This window comes from Pseudomonas sp. KCJK9000 (assembly GCF_046230725.1).
GTDB lineage: Bacteria > Pseudomonadota > Gammaproteobacteria > Pseudomonadales > Pseudomonadaceae > Aquipseudomonas > Aquipseudomonas promysalinigenes.
Genome location: NZ_JBJJLN010000020.1, coordinates 1 through 19325 on the forward strand (window position 1 = coordinate 1; position 19325 = coordinate 19325).

Annotated in this window: 15 protein-coding genes and 4 tRNA genes; all 19 read left to right on the forward strand. The window is 57.2% G+C overall.

The window, feature by feature from the left end; genetic code table 11:
* The first annotated feature begins 106 nt into the window (after positions 1-106).
* The 19 genes from birA (at position 107) to fusA (ending at position 19322) form a co-directional block, all read left to right on the forward strand.
* A complete protein-coding gene (gene birA / locus ACK59H_RS11125; RefSeq protein WP_060480658.1) occupies positions 107-1066 on the forward strand; it encodes a bifunctional biotin--[acetyl-CoA-carboxylase] ligase/biotin operon repressor BirA in 960 nt (319 codons plus the stop codon).
* Positions 1056-1805, forward strand: a complete 750-nt coding sequence (locus ACK59H_RS11130) for a pantothenate kinase (protein ID WP_060480657.1) — start codon at positions 1056-1058, stop codon at positions 1803-1805. The genes birA and ACK59H_RS11130 overlap by 11 nt, the downstream gene beginning before the upstream one ends.
* A 7-nt stretch (positions 1806-1812) precedes the next feature.
* Positions 1813-2238, forward strand: coding sequence for a hypothetical protein (locus ACK59H_RS11135; RefSeq protein WP_060480656.1), 426 nt, complete (start codon positions 1813-1815; stop codon positions 2236-2238).
* A gap of 153 nt (positions 2239-2391) precedes the next feature.
* Positions 2392-2475, forward strand: a tRNA-Tyr gene (locus tag ACK59H_RS11140).
* Between the two features lie 24 nt (positions 2476-2499).
* Positions 2500-2573 (forward strand) — tRNA-Gly (locus tag ACK59H_RS11145).
* A 29-nt stretch (positions 2574-2602) separates the two neighbouring features.
* Positions 2603-2678, forward strand: a tRNA-Thr gene (locus tag ACK59H_RS11150).
* Between the two features lie 78 nt (positions 2679-2756).
* On the forward strand, positions 2757-3950 hold the full coding sequence (gene tuf, locus ACK59H_RS11155; RefSeq protein ID WP_010951775.1) for an elongation factor Tu: 1194 nt from the start codon (positions 2757-2759) through the stop codon (positions 3948-3950).
* A 54-nt stretch (positions 3951-4004) separates the two neighbouring features.
* Positions 4005-4080 (forward strand) — tRNA-Trp (locus tag ACK59H_RS11160).
* 44 nt (positions 4081-4124) lie between these two features.
* Entirely contained in the window at positions 4125-4493 is a 369-nt protein-coding gene (secE, locus tag ACK59H_RS11165; RefSeq protein ID WP_060480380.1) for a preprotein translocase subunit SecE, read from the forward strand.
* Positions 4494-4502: 9 nt separating this feature from the next.
* The gene (nusG, locus tag ACK59H_RS11170; RefSeq protein ID WP_003255501.1) at positions 4503-5036 is read left to right on the forward strand and encodes a transcription termination/antitermination protein NusG; all 534 of its coding nucleotides are present in this window, start codon (positions 4503-4505) and stop codon (positions 5034-5036) included.
* A gap of 119 nt (positions 5037-5155) precedes the next feature.
* Positions 5156-5587, forward strand: a complete 432-nt coding sequence (rplK, locus tag ACK59H_RS11175) for a 50S ribosomal protein L11 (protein ID WP_023535523.1) — start codon at positions 5156-5158, stop codon at positions 5585-5587.
* Positions 5587-6282: a 50S ribosomal protein L1 gene (gene rplA, locus ACK59H_RS11180; RefSeq protein ID WP_027919361.1), complete on the forward strand. Its 696-nt coding sequence runs from the start codon at positions 5587-5589 to the stop codon at positions 6280-6282. Before rplK ends, rplA begins: the two co-directional genes overlap by 1 nt.
* A 197-nt stretch (positions 6283-6479) precedes the next feature.
* The gene (gene rplJ / locus ACK59H_RS11185) at positions 6480-6980 is read left to right on the forward strand and encodes a 50S ribosomal protein L10 (protein ID WP_060480381.1); all 501 of its coding nucleotides are present in this window, start codon (positions 6480-6482) and stop codon (positions 6978-6980) included.
* Positions 6981-7058: 78 nt separating this feature from the next.
* Positions 7059-7427, forward strand: a complete 369-nt coding sequence (gene rplL, locus ACK59H_RS11190) for a 50S ribosomal protein L7/L12 (RefSeq protein ID WP_060480382.1) — start codon at positions 7059-7061, stop codon at positions 7425-7427.
* 219 nt (positions 7428-7646) lie between these two features.
* On the forward strand, positions 7647-11720 hold the full coding sequence (gene rpoB, locus ACK59H_RS11195) for a DNA-directed RNA polymerase subunit beta (protein WP_060480383.1): 4074 nt from the start codon (positions 7647-7649) through the stop codon (positions 11718-11720).
* A 64-nt stretch (positions 11721-11784) separates the two neighbouring features.
* The gene (gene rpoC, locus ACK59H_RS11200; protein WP_186479001.1) at positions 11785-15984 is read left to right on the forward strand and encodes a DNA-directed RNA polymerase subunit beta'; all 4200 of its coding nucleotides are present in this window, start codon (positions 11785-11787) and stop codon (positions 15982-15984) included.
* A gap of 211 nt (positions 15985-16195) precedes the next feature.
* A complete protein-coding gene (gene rpsL, locus ACK59H_RS11205) occupies positions 16196-16567 on the forward strand; it encodes a 30S ribosomal protein S12 (protein ID WP_003255492.1) in 372 nt (123 codons plus the stop codon).
* 106 nt (positions 16568-16673) lie between these two features.
* Positions 16674-17144, forward strand: coding sequence for a 30S ribosomal protein S7 (rpsG, locus tag ACK59H_RS11210; protein WP_003246741.1), 471 nt, complete (start codon positions 16674-16676; stop codon positions 17142-17144).
* A gap of 30 nt (positions 17145-17174) precedes the next feature.
* Positions 17175-19322: an elongation factor G gene (fusA, locus tag ACK59H_RS11215; RefSeq protein ID WP_060480385.1), complete on the forward strand. Its 2148-nt coding sequence runs from the start codon at positions 17175-17177 to the stop codon at positions 19320-19322.
* Positions 19323-19325 lie beyond the last annotated feature (3 nt).

Here is a 19325-nt window from a genome sequence, read left to right on the forward strand (position 1 = left end):
TGGGGTGCTAATCCGGGCTGCTTTGGGCAGATACCGGCCGCCCTTTGCCTATGCAAGCCTCCAACCCATAGCTATCATGCCAGCCTTATTCCAAGTCGAGACTGGCATGCTGAAGTTGTTGAATCTCCTCAAGGATGGCCGATTCCATTCCGGAGAAGCCTTGGGGGCAGCCCTCGGGGTGAGTCGCAGCGCCGTTTGGAAGCAGCTGCAACACCTGGAATCCGAGCTGAACCTTACCATTCATAAGGTTCGTGGGCGTGGCTACCAGTTGGCTGCACCCCTGAGCTTGCTTGATGCGCAGCTTATCAATGAGCTTAGCGAAGGTGAGGCCTGGCCCGTTTTCATCCACGACACCATAGACTCGACCAACGCTGAAGGTCTGCGCCTTGCTAGTAAGGGGCAATCCACTCCATTCCTGGTTCTGGCTGAGCGTCAAAGTGCTGGGCGTGGTCGCCGCGGGCGTATGTGGGTGAGCCCCTTCGCGGAAAACCTCTATTACAGCCTGGTGTTGCGCGTCGATGGCGGAATGCGTCAGCTAGAGGGGCTCAGCTTGGTTGTAGGGTTGGCGGTGATGCGCACCTTACAAGGTTTTGGAGTCAAGGACGTGGGCTTGAAGTGGCCCAACGACGTGTTGGTCGCCGGGCAGAAGATAACGGGGATCCTTCTCGAGCTCGTGGGTGATCCTGCGGACGTTTGCCATGTGGTGCTCGGAATAGGCATCAATGTGAATATGCAAGTCAACGAGCAGGTCGACCAGCAGTGGACATCGATGCGGCGTGAAATAGGTACGACGATCGACCGTAATCGCTTGGTGGCCACGCTCAACCAACAACTGCAGCATGAATTGACCAGGCACCGGCGCTACGGTTTTGCGGCGTTTCAGGAAGAGTGGGAGCAGGCGCATCTCTGGCAGGGGTGTAACGTGTCCCTGATTGCAGGTAATAGCCAGATCGATGGTGTTGTGTTGGGTGTGGATGGGCAGGGTGGATTGCGTCTGGACGTCGATGGTGTGGAAAAGAGCTTCAGTGGTGGTGAGCTCAGTTTGAGGTTGCGTGATGATTCTTGAGCTCGATTGCGGAAACAGCTTCATCAAGTGGCGTGTCATTCACGCTGCCGACGCCACCATCGTAGGGGGCGGCATTGTAGATTCCGACCAGGCACTGATCGATGACGTCAGGGCGCTGGCTTCCTTGCGGCTTACCGGTTGCCGAATCGTCAGTGTGCGCAGCGAAGATGAAACTTCGGCGCTATGTGCGCTGATCGACAAGGCGTTTGCCGTGCTTGCCCGAGTTGCCGAGCCTGCCCGTGCAATGGCAGGCGTGCACAACGGATATGAGGATTACCAGCGCCTGGGCATGGATCGCTGGCTGGCAGTGCTTGGCGCCTTTCACCTTGCTAAAGGTGCATGTCTGGTCATTGACTTGGGGACAGCGGCAAAGGCTGACTTCGTCTCTGCGTCAGGAGAGCACCTCGGTGGCTACATTTGTCCTGGTATGCCATTGATGCGTAGCCAACTGCGTACACACACCCGCCGTATCCGTTATGACGATGCATCGGCCGAACGTGCCTTGAGTAGTCTCTCACCGGGCCGGTCCACTGTAGAGGCGGTAGAGCGTGGGTGTGTATTGATGCTGCAAGGTTTTGCTCGCACCCAGCTGGAGCAGGCGCGTGCCTTATGGGGTGATGATTTCTCAGTGTTCCTGACAGGGGGAGATGCACCGCTGGTACGAGAGGCGGCGCCACAGGCCAGGGTGGTCCCCGACTTGGTGTTCGTTGGCCTGGCAATGGCCTGTCCGCTGGACTGAGGTGTTTATGCGTTGGTTGTTTTTGCTGTTGTTGGTGCTCAATGCCTTCTATTACGTGTGGAACCAGCAGCAGGCTCCACTCAGGGCCAAGGACGTCGCCCCGCTGTCTTTGTACAAGGGCAGCCAGCAAGAAATTCGTCTGCTTAAGGAAACAGGCGCAACTGCTGCAGGGCAGCGCCGTGACGAGTGCCTGGTGGTGGGCGGCGTTTCGGCTCGCGAGCAGCTCGAGGCGCTGCGTCAACGGTTGGTGAGCCTGGATATCAATGCAGCCCCCGTGTCTGGTCAATTGCCTGGTGCTGATGGTTTGTGGCTCAAGGTGTCGCCGGAAAGCGAGCGTTTGCTGGACCAAACCGTGCTCGATGCACTTTCTAATGATTTCAAAGACTTAAAACATAAAATTATTTTCTGCCAGGGTATTGCAACTGGTGAATAGCTTGATAGAATGGCGCCCGCTTCACAGGGAACACCACTTAGGTGGCAGAACTGGAAGCGAGTGTCAAAGCAGCTAAGTTTCAGATTTGATTGAAAAAATTTGAAAAAACGCTTGACACTAGGACGGTAGACACATAGAATGCCGGCCACATCTGGAGGGATTCCCGAGCGGTCAAAGGGGACGGACTGTAAATCCGTTGCGAGAGCTTCGAAGGTTCGAATCCTTCTCCCTCCACCAGTTTTAGCGAGAGCCGCAAGCTCCGCGGGTATAGTTTAGTGGTAGAACCTCAGCCTTCCAAGCTGATGATGCGGGTTCGATTCCCGCTACCCGCTCCAAGTTTGCTGGATTTTGCGCATAGTGTTTCGCTCTTGTAGCTCAGTTGGTAGAGCACACCCTTGGTAAGGGTGAGGTCAGCGGTTCAAGTCCGCTCAAGAGCTCCATATAAACAAGGCAGATATGAAAATATCTGCCTTTGTTTTATCAGCGTAATGCTATTTCTTCTGCGGAGGATTGTATCGATGGCTAAGGAAAAGTTTGATCGTTCCCTTCCCCACGTTAACGTCGGCACTATCGGCCACGTTGACCACGGTAAGACCACTCTGACCGCAGCTCTGACTCGCGTCTGCTCCGAAGTTTTCGGTTCGGCCGTCGTTGAGTTCGACAAGATCGACTCGGCTCCAGAAGAAAAAGCACGCGGTATCACCATCAACACCGCTCACGTCGAGTACAACTCGAACATTCGTCACTACGCTCACGTTGACTGCCCAGGTCACGCTGACTACGTGAAGAACATGATCACCGGTGCTGCCCAGATGGACGGCGCGATCCTGGTTTGCTCGGCCGCCGATGGTCCGATGCCACAAACCCGTGAGCACATCCTGCTGTCCCGTCAGGTAGGCGTTCCGTACATCGTGGTCTTCCTGAACAAGGCTGACCTGGTAGACGACGCTGAGCTGCTGGAACTGGTCGAGATGGAAGTTCGCGACCTGCTGTCCACCTATGACTTCCCAGGCGACGACACCCCGATCATCATCGGTTCGGCTCGTATGGCGCTGGAAGGCAAAGACGACAACGAAATGGGCACTACCGCTGTTAAGAAGCTGGTAGAAACTCTGGATGCTTACATCCCAGAGCCAGTTCGTGCTATCGACCAGCCATTCCTGATGCCGATCGAAGACGTATTCTCGATCTCGGGTCGTGGTACCGTTGTTACCGGCCGTATCGAGCGTGGTATCGTCCGCGTTCAGGATCCGCTGGAAATCGTTGGTCTGCGTGACACCACCACCACCACCTGCACCGGTGTTGAGATGTTCCGCAAGCTGCTGGACGAAGGCCGTGCTGGCGAGAACTGCGGCGTTCTGCTGCGTGGTACCAAGCGTGACGACGTTGAGCGTGGCCAGGTTCTGGTCAAGCCGGGTTCGGTCAAGCCGCACACCAAGTTCACCGCAGAAGTCTACGTTCTGTCGAAAGAAGAAGGCGGCCGTCACACTCCGTTCTTCAAAGGCTACCGTCCACAGTTCTACTTCCGTACCACTGACGTGACCGGTAACTGCGAACTGCCGGAAGGCGTTGAAATGGTAATGCCAGGTGACAACATTCAGATGACTGTTACCCTGATCAAGACCATCGCAATGGAAGACGGTCTGCGCTTCGCTATCCGTGAAGGCGGTCGTACCGTCGGCGCCGGCGTCGTAGCAAAAATTATTGAATAAGTAGTTGATTTACTTGATCAGGCCGGTATAATGGCCGGCCTGATACAGCGTTACAGGTCAGTAGCTCAATTGGCAGAGCGACGGTCTCCAAAACCGTAGGTTGGGGGTTCGATTCCCTCCTGACCTGCCATTTCACCTCGGTGTGATGGCTTTCTTCTTACAGGATCCTCCTTGATGACTCCCAAAACTGAAGCCCAAGAATCGCGTTTTGATCTGTTCAAGTGGCTGGCTGTAGTGGCTTTGGTGGTTGTCGGTGTCGTGGGTAACCAATACTACTCCGCTTCTCCGATTCTGTACCGTGTCCTCGTACTTCTCGCCCTGGCTGCTGTCGCAGGCTTCGTAGCTCTGCAGACTGCGAAGGGTAAGTCGTTCTTTGCGCTGGCGAAGGAAGCTCGTACCGAGATCCGTAAAGTCGTGTGGCCGACCCGCCAGGAAACCACCCAGACCACACTGATTGTTGTGGCTGTTGTGCTGGTTATGGCACTGCTGCTGTGGGGGCTTGATTCCCTGCTCGGCTGGGCGGTCTCCCTGATCGTTGGCTAAAGGTGTCCCGTGGCTAAGCGTTGGTATGTTGTGCATGCTTACTCGGGTTACGAGAAGCATGTAATGCGCTCCCTGATCGAGCGTGTGAAGCTGGCTGGTATGGAAGACGGTTTCGGCGAGATCCTGGTCCCGACCGAAGAAGTCGTAGAAATGCGCAACGGCCAGAAGCGCAAAAGTGAGCGTAAATTCTTCCCTGGCTACGTTTTGGTCCAGATGGAGATGAACGAAGGGACTTGGCACTTGGTCAAGGATACCCCTCGTGTGATGGGCTTTATCGGTGGGACTGCAGACAAACCTGCACCGATTACCGATAAAGAAGCTGAAGCTATCCTGCGTCGCGTTGCCGATGGTAGTGACAAGCCGAAGCCTAAGACGCTGTTCGAGCCGGGTGAAGTGGTTCGAGTCATTGATGGTCCGTTTGCAGACTTCAATGGTAGTGTCGAAGAGGTTAACTACGAGAAGAGCCGCTTGCAGGTTGCAGTGCTCATTTTCGGTCGCTCTACTCCGGTAGAGCTCGAGTTCAGCCAGGTCGAAAAGGTCTAGGCGGACGAAGCATCCCATACCCCGCAGTCTTATGTGCTGCGGGGTTTTGTCGTCACTGGGATAAAACGCAAGTCATCCGGGGAGCCATCAGGCGTTCGTACCCGATTTTGGAGTAGCTCATGGCTAAGAAGATTCAGGCTTACATCAAGCTGCAAGTTAAGGCCGGCCAGGCCAACCCAAGCCCACCCGTTGGTCCAGCACTGGGTCAACACGGTGTGAACATCATGGAGTTCTGCAAGGCCTTCAACGCCCGTACTCAGGGTCAAGAAGCCGGTCTGCCGACTCCAGTTATCATCACTGTTTACAGCGACCGTAGCTTCACCTTCGAGACCAAGAGCACCCCTGCCTCGGTTCTGCTGAAGAAAGCTGCTGGCCTGACCAGTGGTTCGGCTCGCCCGAACACCGTGAAAGTCGGTACCGTTACCCGCGCTCAGCTGGAAGACATCGCCAAGGCTAAACAGGCTGACCTGACTTCCGCTGACCTGGACGCAGCTGTACGCACCATCGCTGGCTCTGCCCGCAGCATGGGCTTGAACGTGGAGGGTGTGTAATGGCTAAGCTGACCAAGCGCCAAAAGGCAATCGCCGAAAAAATCGAAGCAGGCAAGGCCTACAACTTCGAAGAAGCCGCAACCCTGCTCGCTTCGCTGCCGGCTGCCAAGTTCGTAGAGTCCTACGACATCGCCGTTAACCTCGGTGTTGACCCGCGTAAATCCGACCAGGTCGTTCGTAGCGCTACTGTGCTGCCACACGGTACTGGCAAGACTGTTCGCGTTGCCGTCTTCACCCAGGGCCCAGCTGCTGAAGCCGCTTTGGCTGCCGGCGCTGACCGTGTAGGTATGGACGATCTGGCTGCCGAAATGAAAGGCGGCGACCTGAACTATGACGTCGTTATCGCATCGCCTGATGCCATGCGTGTTGTAGGTCAGCTGGGTCAGGTGCTGGGTCCTCGCGGCCTGATGCCTAACCCGAAAGTTGGTACCGTGACTCCAGACGTAGCCGGCGCTGTCAAAAACGCCAAGGCTGGTCAGGTTCGCTACCGTACCGACAAGAACGGTATCATCCACACCTCCGTTGGCAAAATCGGCTTCGAAGCTGACAAGCTGAAGGAAAACGTTGAAGCCCTGATCGCTGATCTGAAGCGTATCAAACCAGCTTCTTCGAAAGGTATTTACGTTAAGCGCGTTACCCTGAGCACCACCATGGGCCCAGGTCTGATCATCGATCAAAGCTCGCTGAACGTGTAAGAACAAAGCAGCGCGATGTGTCGCGCTGCTTGCAAAAATTGGGGTCCCTGCCTGGCGGGGGCTATCCAAGACCGTAGGCGGCGTAAGCCTTAAAACCCCAGCCCACGCAGATGGTGCTCCCGATTCGTTACCGAATCAGACACCAAAACGACATCCGGCTTCGGCCAGATGAAACGGTAAAAACCAGGAGTAAACCCGTGGCAATTAAACTCGAAGACAAGAAGGCCATCGTCGCTGAAGTCAACGAGGCTGCCAAAGTCGCCCTGTCCGCTGTCGTGGCCGATGCCCGTGGTGTGACTGTAGGCGCAATGACCGGACTCCGTAAAGAGGCCCGCGAAGCTGGCGTATACGTACGTGTCGTACGTAACACTCTGCTCAAGCGCGCTGTTGAAGGCACCGAATTCTCGATCCTCAACGACGCGTTCAAAGGCCCGACCCTGATTGCTTTCTCCCACGAACACCCGGGCGCTGCTGCTCGTCTGTTCAAAGAGTTCGCCAAGGGTCAGGACAAGTTCGAGATCAAGGCAGCTGCGTTTGACGGCAAGTTCCTTGCCGCTAACCAGATCGACGTGCTGGCAACTCTGCCAACGCGCGACGAGGCTATCGCACAGCTGATGAGCGTAATCCAAGGTGCAACCAGCAAGCTGGCTCGTACCCTGGCAGCTCTGCGCGACCAGAAAGAAGCTGCTGCTGCCTAAGGCACGCGCGACTCTTTCAAAATCATACGTTTAATTTGATGGCTGCGTAGGCTGTCACCCCAATACAGGATTTAAGTCATGTCTCTGACTAACGAGCAAATCATCGAAGCGATCGGCCAGAAAACTGTTCTGGAAATTGTTGAACTGATCAAAGCGATGGAAGAAACCTTCGGCGTTACCGCTGCTGCCGCTGTTGCCGCTGGCCCAGCTGCTGCTGCTGCCGCTGTTGAAGAGCAGACCGAGTTCAACGTTGTTCTGGTTGAAGCCGGCGACAAGAAAGTGAACGTGATCAAAGCCGTTCGCGAACTGACCGGTCTGGGCCTGAAAGAAGCCAAAGAGAAAGTCGACGGCGCTCCTCAGGTTGTAGCTGAAGGCGTTTCGAAAGAAGCCGCTGAAGACGCTAAGAAGAAGCTGGAAGAAGCAGGCGCTAAAGTCGAGCTGAAGTAATTTCGACTTTGCGATGCCAGCCTGAGCGTTGAGCGACAGGCTGATGGCTGGTGGCTTATGCCACCGGCCTTTTTCCGTTATTGGTGGCTGGTCAAGCCGGCCCCGATAACACGCTGCAAGACACCCATGTGGGTGAGCAAACCAAGGGGTTTGCACGATTTTCTGGCTGCTCCCGCCGGGAGAAGCCAAACAAGCAGGTGACCAAGCTGGGGAACGCTGATGGCTTACTCATACACTGAGAAAAAACGTATCCGCAAGGACTTTAGCAAGTTGCCGGACGTCATGGATGTGCCATACCTTTTGGCCATCCAGCTGGATTCGTATCGCGAATTCCTGCAAGCGGGAGCATCCAAGGATCAGTTCCGTGACGTCGGCCTGCACGCGGCCTTCAAGTCGGTATTCCCGATCATCAGCTACTCCGGCAATGCTGCCCTGGAGTATGTAGGCTACCGCCTGGGCGATCCCGCCTTCGATGTGAAGGAATGTGTCCTGCGTGGCGTGACCTTCGCGGTCCCACTGCGGGTCAAGGTGCGCCTGATCATCTTCGACAAGGAATCGTCGAACAAAGCGATCAAGGACATCAAAGAGCAAGAAGTCTACATGGGTGAAATCCCCCTGATGACTGAGAACGGTACCTTCGTTATCAACGGTACCGAACGAGTAATCGTTTCCCAGCTGCACCGTTCGCCTGGTGTGTTCTTCGACCACGACCGTGGTAAGACACACAGCTCCGGCAAGCTGCTGTACTCCGCTCGCATCATCCCTTACCGCGGTTCGTGGTTGGACTTCGAGTTCGACCCGAAAGACTGCGTGTTCGTGCGTATCGACCGTCGCCGCAAACTGCCGGCTTCGGTGCTGCTGCGCGCGCTGGGTTACAGCACGGAAGAAGTACTCAACACCTTCTACACCACCAACGTCTTCCACATTTCCGGCGAGAAACTCAGCCTGGAGCTGGTGCCTCAGCGTCTGCGTGGTGAAGTTGCGGTCATGGACATCCATGACGGTGCTGGCAAGGTCATTGTCGAACAAGGTCGCCGCATCACTGCGCGCCACGTCAATCAGCTCGAGAAGGCCGGTGTTAACCAGCTGGACGTGCCGATGGAATACGTCCTGGGTCGCACTACCGCCAAGGCCATCGTTCACCCAGCCACTGGCGAGATCCTGGCCGAGTGCAATACCGAGCTGACCACAGAGCTGCTGATCAAGATCGCCAAGGCTCAGGTAGTCCGCATCGAGACTCTGTACACCAACGATATCGACTGCGGCCCGTTCATCTCCGACACCCTGAAGATCGACACCACTAGCAATCAGCTGGAAGCGCTGGTCGAGATCTACCGGATGATGCGTCCAGGCGAGCCGCCAACCAAGGATGCAGCCGAGACCCTGTTCAACAACCTGTTCTTCAGCGCCGAGCGTTACGACCTGTCCGCCGTTGGCCGCATGAAGTTCAACCGTCGTATCGGTCGTACCGAGATCGAAGGTTCGGGCGTGCTGAGCAAGGAAGATATCGTCGAGGTTCTGAAGACCTTGGTTGATATCCGTAACGGCAAAGGCATCGTCGATGACATCGACCACCTGGGTAACCGCCGCGTTCGTTGCGTAGGCGAAATGGCCGAGAACCAGTTCCGTGTTGGCCTGGTACGTGTTGAGCGTGCGGTCAAGGAACGTCTGTCGATGGCAGAAAGCGAAGGCTTGATGCCGCAGGACCTGATCAACGCCAAGCCGGTAGCGGCGGCGGTGAAAGAGTTCTTCGGTTCCAGCCAGCTGTCGCAGTTCATGGACCAGAACAACCCGCTCTCCGAGATCACCCACAAGCGCCGTGTCTCCGCACTTGGCCCTGGTGGTCTGACCCGTGAGCGTGCAGGCTTCGAAGTCCGTGACGTACACCCGACCCACTACGGCCGTGTGTGCCCGATCGAGACCCCTGAAGGTCCGAACATCGGTCTGATCAACTCCCTGGCTGCTTATGCCCGCACCAACCAGTACGGCTTCCTCGAGAGCCCGTACCGCGTGGTGAAGGAAGGCGTGGTCAGCGATGACATCGTGTTCCTGTCGGCCATTGAAGAAGCGGATCACGTGATCGCCCAGGCCTCGGCAGCCATGAACGAGAACAAGCAGCTGATCGATGAGCTGGTTGCGGTTCGTCACTTGAACGAATTCACCGTCAAGGCGCCGGAAGACGTCACCCTGATGGACGTTTCGCCGAAGCAGGTTGTTTCCGTTGCTGCGTCGCTGATTCCATTCCTCGAGCACGACGATGCCAACCGTGCATTGATGGGTTCGAACATGCAGCGTCAGGCTGTACCGACCCTGCGTGCCGACAAGCCGCTGGTTGGTACCGGCATGGAGCGCAACGTTGCCCGTGACTCCGGTGTCTGCGTGGTTGCTCGCCGCGGTGGTGTGATCGACTCGGTCGACGCTAGCCGTATCGTCGTTCGCGTTGCCGATGACGAAGTCGAGACTGGCGAAGCAGGTGTAGACATCTACAACCTGACCAAGTACACCCGTTCGAACCAGAACACCTGCATCAACCAGCGTCCGCTGGTGAGCAAAGGTGACAAGGTTCAGCGTGGCGACATCATGGCCGATGGTCCGTCCACCGATATGGGTGAACTGGCACTGGGTCAGAACATGCGCATCGCGTTCATGGCGTGGAACGGCTTCAACTTCGAAGACTCCATCTGCCTGTCCGAGCGTGTGGTTCAGGAAGACCGCTTCACCACTATCCACATTCAGGAACTGACCTGTGTGGCGCGTGATACCAAGCTTGGCCCAGAAGAAATCACTGCGGACATCCCGAACGTGGGTGAAGCTGCTCTGAACAAGCTGGACGAGGCGGGTATCGTTTACGTAGGTGCTGAAGTCGGCGCTGGCGACATCCTGGTCGGCAAGGTCACGCCAAAAGGCGAAACTCAGCTGACCCCGGAAGAGAAACTGTTGCGCGCAATCTTCGGTGAGAAGGCCAGCGACGTTAAAGACACCTCCCTGCGCGTACCGACTGGTACCAAGGGTACCGTCATCGACGTACAGGTCTTCACTCGTGATGGCGTAGAGCGCGACAGCCGCGCCCTGTCCATCGAGAAGATGCAGCTGGACGAGATCCGCAAGGACCTCAACGAAGAGTTCCGCATTGTCGAAGGTGCAACCTTCGAGCGTCTGCGTGCTGCCCTGAACGGCCAAGTGGTCGACGGTGGCGCGGGCCTGAAGAAAGGCACCGTGATCACTGACGAAGTACTGGACGGTCTGGAGCATGGCCAGTGGTTCAAACTGCGCATGGCCGAAGATGCACTGAATGAGCAGCTGGAAAAGGCTCAGCAGTACATCGTCGATCGCCGTCGCCTGCTGGACGACAAGTTCGAAGACAAGAAGCGCAAGCTGCAGCAGGGCGATGACCTGGCTCCAGGCGTACTGAAAATCGTCAAGGTCTACCTGGCAATCCGCCGTCGCATCCAGCCGGGTGACAAGATGGCCGGCCGTCACGGTAACAAGGGTGTTGTCTCGGTGATCATGCCGGTCGAAGACATGCCGCACGACGCCAACGGTACTCCGGTTGACGTGGTACTGAACCCGCTGGGTGTACCATCGCGTATGAACGTCGGTCAGATTCTCGAAACCCACCTGGGCCTCGCGGCCAAGGGCTTGGGCGAGAAGATCGATCGCATGATCGAAGAGCAGCGCAAAGCCGCTGAACTGCGCACCTTCCTGACCGAGATCTACAACGAGATCGGTGGTCGTCAAGAGAACCTGGATGAGTTCTCCGACGAAGAGATCATCGCTCTGGCCAACAACCTGAAGAAAGGCGTGCCTATGGCTACTCCAGTCTTCGATGGTGCCAAGGAGCGTGAGATCAAGGCCATGCTGAAACTGGCAGACTTGCCAGAAAGCGGCCAGATGGTGCTGTTCGACGGCCGTACCGGCAACAAGTTCGAGCGTCCTGTGACCGTTGGTTACATGTACATGCTCAAGCTGAACCACTTGGTGGACGACAAGATGCACGCGCGTTCCACTGGTTCCTACAGCCTGGTCACCCAGCAGCCGCTGGGTGGTAAGGCGCAGTTCGGTGGTCAGCGTTTCGGGGAGATGGAAGTGTGGGCGCTGGAAGCATACGGCGCGGCATACACCCTGCAAGAAATGCTCACAGTGAAGTCGGACGACGTGAACGGCCGTACCAAGATGTACAAGAACATCGTGGATGGCGATCACCGTATGGAGCCGGGCATGCCCGAGTCCTTCAACGTGTTGATCAAAGAGATCCGTTCGCTCGGTATCGATATCGATCTGGAAACCGAATAACACGTGACGCGAAGGGGAGTGGGGCAGGTAATGCCCGCTCCCTGCTCCGCCAGGAGGAAAGGCCTTGAAAGACCTACTGAATTTGCTGAAAAACCAGGGTCAAGTCGAAGAGTTCGACGCCATCCGCATCGGTCTGGCGTCGCCTGAAATGATCCGTTCGTGGTCGTTCGGTGAAGTTAAGAAGCCGGAAACCATCAACTACCGTACGTTCAAGCCTGAGCGTGACGGCCTGTTCTGCGCCAAGATCTTTGGCCCAGTCAAGGACTACGAGTGCCTGTGCGGTAAGTACAAGCGCCTCAAGCACCGCGGCGTAATCTGCGAGAAGTGCGGCGTTGAAGTGGCCCTGGCCAAAGTTCGTCGTGAGCGCATGGCGCACATCGAACTGGCCTCGCCAGTTGCCCACATCTGGTTCTTGAAGTCGCTGCCGTCCCGTATCGGTCTGCTGATGGACATGACCCTGCGTGACATCGAGCGCGTGCTCTACTTCGAGAGCTACGTCGTTATCGACCCAGGCATGACTACCCTCGAGAAGGGTCAGCTGCTGAACGACGAGCAGTACTTTGAAGCGCTGGAAGAGTTCGGTGACGACTTCGACGCCCGCATGGGTGCAGAGGCTGTCCGCGAGCTGCTGCACGCTATCGACCTGGAGCACGAGATCGGCCGCCTGCGCGAAGAGATTCCGCAGACCAACTCGGAAACCAAGATCAAGAAGCTGTCCAAGCGCCTGAAGCTGATGGAAGCTTTCCAGGGCTCGGGCAACCTGCCAGAGTGGATGGTCCTGACCGTCCTGCCAGTACTGCCACCGGACCTGCGTCCCCTGGTGCCGCTGGATGGTGGCCGCTTCGCGACCTCCGACCTGAACGACCTGTATCGTCGGGTGATCAACCGTAACAACCGTCTGAAGCGCCTGCTCGATCTGTCGGCGCCGGACATCATCGTGCGCAACGAAAAGCGCATGCTGCAGGAAGCGGTCGACGCCCTGCTGGACAACGGCCGTCGCGGTCGCGCCATCACTGGCTCGAACAAGCGTCCGCTGAAGTCCCTGGCCGACATGATCAAAGGTAAGCAAGGTCGCTTCCGTCAGAACCTGCTCGGTAAGCGTGTGGACTACTCTGGCCGTTCGGTTATTACCGTAGGCCCGACCCTGCGTCTGCACCAGTGCGGTCTGCCGAAGAAGATGGCTCTTGAGCTGTTCAAGCCGTTCATTTTCGGCAAGCTGGAAATGCGTGGTCTGGCGACCACCATCAAGGCTGCCAAGAAGATGGTCGAGCGTGAGCTGCCAGAGGTGTGGGACGTGCTCGCAGAAGTCATCCGCGAACACCCCGTACTGCTCAACCGTGCACCTACCCTGCACCGTCTGGGTATCCAGGCCTTTGAGCCGGTACTGATCGAAGGTAAGGCTATTCAGCTGCACCCGCTGGTCTGTGCTGCGTACAACGCCGACTTCGACGGTGACCAGATGGCCGTTCACGTGCCGCTGACGCTGGAAGCCCAGCTCGAAGCGCGCGCGCTGATGATGTCGACCAACAACATTCTGTCGCCAGCCAACGGTGAGCCAATCATCGTTCCGTCGCAGGACGTTGTACTGGGTCTGTATTACATGACCCGTGAAGCCATCAATGCCAAGGGCGAAGGTCGCGTATTTGCTGACCTGCAGGAAGTCGACCGCGTATTCCGCGCCGGCGAGGCTGCCCTGCACGCGAAAATCAAGGTTCGTATCAACGAAACCGTGAAAGAGCGTGACGGCTCCGTGGTCAAGAACACCCGCATCGTCGACACCACCGTCGGCCGTGCTCTGCTGTTCCAGGTCGTGCCGGCAGGTCTGCCATACGACGTGGTCAACCAGCCAATGAAGAAAAAGGCGATCTCCAAGCTGATCAACCAATGCTACCGCGTGGTTGGTCTGAAAGAGACCGTTATCTTCGCTGACCAATTGATGTACACCGGTTTCGCTTACTCGACCATTTCCGGCGTTTCCATCGGTGTTAACGACTTCGTTATCCCGGACGAGAAAGCTCGCATCATCGGTAACGCTACCGATGAAGTGAAGGAAATCGAGAGCCAGTACGCCTCCGGCCTGGTAACCCAGGGCGAGAAGTACAACAAGGTCATCGACTTGTGGTCGAAGGCGAACGACGAAGTTTCCAAGGCGATGATGGCCAACCTCTCGAAAGAGAAGGTCATCGACCGTGAAGGCAACGAAGTCGACCAAGAGTCCTTCAACTCGATGTACATGATGGCTGACTCCGGTGCCCGTGGTTCGGCCGCCCAGATCCGTCAGCTGGCCGGTATGCGTGGTCTGATGGCCAAGCCTGACGGCTCCATCATCGAGACGCCGATCACTGCGAACTTCCGTGAAGGTCTGAGCGTACTGCAGTACTTCATCTCGACTCACGGCGCTCGTAAGGGTCTGGCGGATACCGCACTGAAAACTGCGAACTCCGGTTACCTGACCCGTCGTCTGGTGGACGTCGCGCAGGACCTGGTGGTTACCGAGATCGATTGCGGTACTGACCAAGGCCTGGTGATGACCCCGCACATCGAAGGCGGCGACGTTGTCGAGCCGCTGGGTGAACGTGTACTGGGCCGTGTCATCGCCCGTGACGTGTTCAAGCCGGGCACCGAGGATGTCATCGTTCCGGCCGGTACTCTGGTCGACGAACAGTGGGTCGAGTTCATCGAGCTGAACAGCATCGACGAAGTAGTCGTGCGTTCTCCGATCAACTGTGAAACCCGCTTCGGTATTTGCGCCAAGTGCTACGGTCGCGACCTGGCTCGCGGTCACCAGGTGAACATCGGTGAAGCTGTCGGCGTTATCGCTGCACAGTCGATCGGTGAGCCGGGTACCCAGCTGACCATGCGTACGTTCCACATCGGTGGTGCTGCAAGCCGTACCTCGGCTGCCGACAGCGTCCAGGTGAAGAATGGCGGTATGGTACGTCTGCACAACCTGAAGCAGGTCGAGCGTGCCGATGGCAACCTGGTTGCCGTGTCCCGTTCCGGCGAGCTGGCCATTGCCGACGAGTTCGGTCGTGAGCGCGAGCGTTACAAGCTGCCTTACGGTGCGGTGATTTCGGTCAAGGAAGGTGACAAGGTCGAAGCTGGCGCAATCGTTGCCAAGTGGGACCCGCACACCCACCCGATCGTTACCGAGCTCAAAGGTACCGTGACCTTCGTGGGCATGGAAGAAAACATCACCATCAAGCGTCAGACCGACGAATTGACCGGCCTGACCAACATCGAAGTGATGGACGTCAAGGATCGCCCTGCCTCTGGCAAGGAAATCCGTCCGGCGATCAAGATGGTCGATGCTGCTGGCAAGGACCTGTACCTGCCGGGTACCGACGTACCTGCCCAGTACTTCCTGCCGGCCAACGCCCTGGTTGGGGTGGCTGACGGTGCACAGATCGGTGTTGGTGACGTTATCGCGCGTATCCCGCAGGAAACGTCGAAGACCCGTGACATCACCGGTGGTCTGCCGCGCGTTGCCGACCTGTTCGAAGCGCGTCGTCCGAAAGAAGCCTCGATCCTGGCTGAAGTCAGCGGCACCATCGCGTTCGGTAAGGAGACCAAAGGCAAGCGTCGTCTGGTCATTACCCCGACCGACGGCAGCGACCCGTACGAAGAGCTGATTCCGAAGTGGCGTCACCTGAACGTCTTCGAAGGTGAGCAAGTAAACCGCGGCGAAGTGATCTCCGACGGCCCGAGCGATCCGCACGATATCCTGCGCCTGCTGGGTGTAAGCGCGCTGGCCAAGTACATCGTCAACGAGATCCAGGACGTTTACCGTCTGCAGGGCGTTAAGATCAACGACAAGCACATCGAGACCATCCTGCGTCAGATGCTGCGTAAAGTTGAGATCGCCGAGTCGGGTGACTCCAGCTTCATCAAGGGCGACCAGATGGAGCTGACCCAGGTGTTGATGGAAAACGAGCGCCTGGCAGGGGAAGACAAGTTCATCTCCAAGTTTACCCGCGTGTTGCTGGGTATCACCAAGGCCTCGCTGTCGACCGAATCGTTCATCTCCGCGGCTTCCTTCCAGGAAACCACCCGCGTGCTGACCGAAGCGGCGGTAACCGGCAAGCGCGACTACCTGCGTGGCCTGAAAGAGAACGTGGTCGTGGGTCGTCTGATCCCGGCTGGTACTGGTCTGGCCTACCACAGCGAGCGTAAGCGTCGCCGTGATGCGGACAAACCGCTGCGTGTAAGCGCCAGTGAGGTGGAAGCCGCACTGACCGAAGCGCTGAACTCCAGCGGTAACTAAGTACAGGGCGGGGCCCCGGCAAGCCTCGCTCGATCCCCGGTGACATGAAATGTTGCCGATGATCGGGCGAGGAGGGCCGGGGCCTCGTCTTGACTGGGTGCAAGATCCTCTTTAGACTTTTGTACCCTTAAATTTGGTGAGGCTCCGTCTCGCCAATTTTTGGCTTTCTTGCAAGACAATAGAGTCGCAAGACAATCAGTGGAGCTAGTAGATGGCAACTATCAACCAGCTGGTACGTCAGCCGCGTAAGCGTTCGGTCGAAAAGTCCGACGTTCCTGCGCTGCAGAACTGCCCGCAACGTCGTGGCGTGTGCACCCGCGTGTACACCACCACGCCGAAAAAACCTAACTCGGCACTGCGTAAAGTATGCCGTGTGCGTCTGACCAACGGTTTCGAGGTTTCCTCGTACATCGGTGGTGAAGGCCACAACCTGCAAGAGCACAGCGTCGTCCTGATCCGTGGCGGCCGTGTAAAAGACTTGCCAGGTGTTCGTTACCACACCGTTCGCGGCTCTCTGGATACTTCGGGCGTTAAAGGCCGTAACCAGGGTCGTTCGAAATACGGTACCAAGCGTCCGAAGTAATCGGTCGTTTGCAGACATCCATTTTTTTGAGTCGATAAGAGTAAGGTCGGGCAGGGGTCGTAGACCCACGTCCCGGGCTAACCTGAAGACCGTTTGAGGGCTTATCATGCCAAGACGTCGTGTAGCAGCAAAACGTGAGATCCTTGACGATCCTAAGTACGGATCGCAGATTCTCGCCAAGTTCATGAACCACGTGATGGAAAGCGGCAAGAAAGCAGTAGCCGAGCGCATCGTTTACGGTGCTCTGGATACCGTCAAAGCACGCAAGAACAGCGACCCCCTGGAAATCTTCGAGAAAGCTCTCGACGCCATCGCTCCGCTGGTCGAAGTTAAGTCCCGTCGTGTCGGCGGTGCTACTTACCAGGTTCCGGTTGAAGTTCGTCCATCCCGTCGTAACGCTCTGGCAATGCGCTGGCTCGTAGACTACGCCCGCAAGCGCGGCGAGAAGTCGATGGCTCTGCGCCTGGCCGGCGAGCTGCTGGATGCTGCTGAAGGCAAGGGTGCTGCAGTCAAGAAGCGTGAAGACGTGCACCGTATGGCCGAAGCCAACAAAGCGTTCTCGCACTACCGCTTCTAATTCAAGCATCAATCATTTTGCGAGGGCTTTATGGCTCGTACTACAGCAATTAACCGCTACCGTAACATCGGTATCTGCGCCCACGTTGACGCGGGCAAGACTACCACTACCGAGCGGATCCTGTTCTATACAGGTCTGAGCCACAAGATGGGCGAGGTGCATGACGGCGCCGCGACCACCGACTGGATGGTGCAGGAGCAGGAGCGGGGTATCACCATTACCTCCGCTGCCGTTACCACCTTCTGGAAAGGTTCCCGTGGTCAGTACGACAACTACCGCGTAAACGTCATCGATACCCCCGGCCACGTTGACTTCACCATTGAAGTAGAACGTTCGCTGCGCGTACTCGACGGCGCGGTCGTCGTATTCTGCGGTACTTCCGGCGTTGAGCCGCAGTCCGAAACCGTATGGCGTCAAGCCAACAAGTACGGCGTTCCACGTGTTGTCTACGTGAACAAAATGGACCGTGCCGGTGCCAACTTCCTGCGCGTTATCGGTCAGATCAAGAACCGTCTGGGTCACACCCCGGTTCCGGTCCAGCTGGCTATCGGTGCAGAAGATGACTTCCAGGGTCAGATTGACCTGATCAAGATGAAAGCCATCTACTGGAACGATGACGATAAAGGCACCACCTATCGCGAGGAAGAAATTCCTGCCGATATGCTGGAGCTGGCTGAAGAGTGGCGCTCCAACATGGTTGAAGCGGCTGCCGAGTCCAGCGAAGAGCTGATGAACAAGTACCTGGAAGGCGAAGAGCTGACCGTCGAAGAGATCAAAGCCGGTCTGCGCGCGCGCACCCTGGCCAGCGAGATCGTTCCGGCTGTCTGCGGTTCGTCGTTCAAGAACAAGGGTGTTCCCCTGGTTCTGGACGCCGTTATCGACTACCTGCCAGCTCCGACCGAAATCCCGGCGATCAAGGGTATCCACCCTGACCTGATCGACACGCCGAAGGATGAAGTCAAGCCAGAGCAGTACGACGAGCGTCCTGCCGACGACAACGAGCCGTTCTCGGCCCTGGCGTTCAAGATTGCCACCGACCCGTTCGTGGGTACTCTGACCTTCGTCCGCGTCTACTCGGGCTTCCTGACCTCCGGTGACTCCGTCATCAACTCGGTCAAGGGCAAGAAAGAGCGCGTTGGCCGTATGGTGCAGATGCACGCCAACCAGCGTGAAGAGATCAAAGAAGTACGCGCTGGCGACATCGCTGCTCTGATCGGCATGAAGGACGTCACCACCGGTGACACCCTGTGCAACGCCGACAAGCCGATCATCCTCGAGCGTATGGACTTCCCTGAGCCGGTAATTTCGCTCTCCGTAGAGCCGAAAACCAAGGCTGACCAGGAGAAGATGGGTATCGCTCTGGGCAAGCTGGCCCAGGAAGACCCGTCGTTCCGCGTCAAGACCGACGAAGAAACCGGCCAGACCATCATCTCCGGTATGGGTGAGCTGCACCTGGACATCCTCGTTGACCGCATGAAGCGCGAGTTCAACGTCGAGTGCAACGTCGGCAAGCCGCAGGTTTCGTACCGCGAGAAGATCACCAGGTCCAACGTCGAGATCGAAGGCAAGTTCGTTCGTCAGTCGGGTGGTCGTGGTCAGTTCGGTCACTGCTGGATCCGTTTCTCGGAGCCGGACGTGGACGAAAAAGGCAACATCACCGAAGGTCTGGTGTTCACCAACGAAGTCGTTGGTGGTGTGATTCCTAAGGAATTCATCGCCCCGATCCAGAAGGGTATCGAAGAGCAGATGAAAAACGGCGTTGTTGCCGGCTATCCGCTGCTCGGCCTGAAGGCCACGGTATTCGACGGTTCGTACCACGACGTCGACTCCAACGAAATGGCGTTCAAGATCGCCGCTTCGATGGCGACCAAGCAACTGGCCCAGAAGGGCGGTGGTGTGGTGCTTGAGCCGATCATGAAGGTCGAAGTTGTAACCCCGGAAGAGTACCTGGGTGACGTGATGGGTGACCTGAGCCGTCGTCGCGGGATGATCCAGGGTAATGAAGACTCGGTGTCCGGCAAGGTAATCACTGCTGAGGTACCGCTCGGAGAGATGTTCGGTTACGCGACCGACGTTCGTTCCATGTCTCAGGGTCGCGCAAGCTACTCCATGGAATTCTCCAAATACGCCGAAGCTCCGTCGAACATCGTCGAAGCACTCGTTAAAAAACAAGGCTAATCC